General features: G+C 69.3%; 2 protein-coding genes. One reads left to right on the top strand and one right to left on the bottom strand.

Annotation, left to right across the window (positions count from 1 at the left end):
• On the top strand, window positions 1-297 hold a 297-nt coding region (locus ABD207_RS31975; protein ID WP_344016819.1), incomplete at its 5' end, for a transposase.
• Here ABD207_RS31975 and ABD207_RS31970 read toward each other — a convergent pair.
• Window positions 269-739, bottom strand: a complete 471-nt coding sequence (locus ABD207_RS31970) for a hypothetical protein (RefSeq protein WP_344016818.1) — start codon at window positions 737-739, stop codon at window positions 269-271. The genes ABD207_RS31975 and ABD207_RS31970 overlap by 29 nt on opposite strands.
• Window positions 740-796: the final 57 nt, after the last annotated feature.

Genomic DNA, 796 nt, shown 5'->3' with positions numbered 1-796 from the left:
GCGGACGGCGGCTATGCCGGGCGGCTGGTCGACTGGGCTGCCGAAAACCTCCACCTCGCCCTGGAGATCGTCAGACGCACCGACGACACCACGGGCTTCGTGGTGCTGCCACGCAGGTGGGTGGTGGAAAGAACGCTGAGCTGGCTGATGCGCTCGCGCCGCCTGGTGCGCGACTACGAGACGCTGCCCGACATGCACGAGGCCATGGTGCTGTGGTCGATGACCATGCTCATGAGCGGCCGCCTGGCCGGACGCCGCCCCGGCGCCTTCAGCCGGCCGGCACCACGAGCGCGGTGAACACTCCCGGTCTCACCTGCCGAGCCCACCCCCGCTCCACCAGGCGTTTCGCCTTCGACCGCAGCCCTTCGACTTTCGCCGGAACCACCTGAAGCCCCAGAGCCTTGGCCAGCTGCTGACAGCGCATGCCCTCCCGGCCCGCTTCCGACTGCAGCACCGCCACGATCCGCTGGTAGTCCGGCGCGAGGACCGACGCCGTCATGCCGTCCGCCCGATGCGGCACCAGTGATCCCGTGACAGCACTTCGCACCGGATCCGCGACCGCGGAGGGCGGCTCGGCCAGTACCTCGGCCACCGTTGCACGGGCATCCACCAGCCGCTGAAGTGCGTGTTCCGCCTCGCCAAGCGCGGTCTGGAGCCGTTCGGCCTCCTCCCGCAGTCGCGCGACCTCTTCCCGGATCTTCTTCTCCCGAGCCTCCAGCAAACCGAGTACCGACCGCACCAGCCACCTCCACAGAACGCGAGCGGACGAATCGACCCATCTCTCCCGCTACAGAGC

Origin of the sequence: Streptomyces thermospinosisporus (assembly GCF_039526425.1) — a bacterium.
Lineage (GTDB): Bacteria > Actinomycetota > Actinomycetes > Streptomycetales > Streptomycetaceae > Streptomyces > Streptomyces thermocarboxydovorans.
This window is presented reverse-complemented; position numbering and strand designations above follow the sequence as displayed.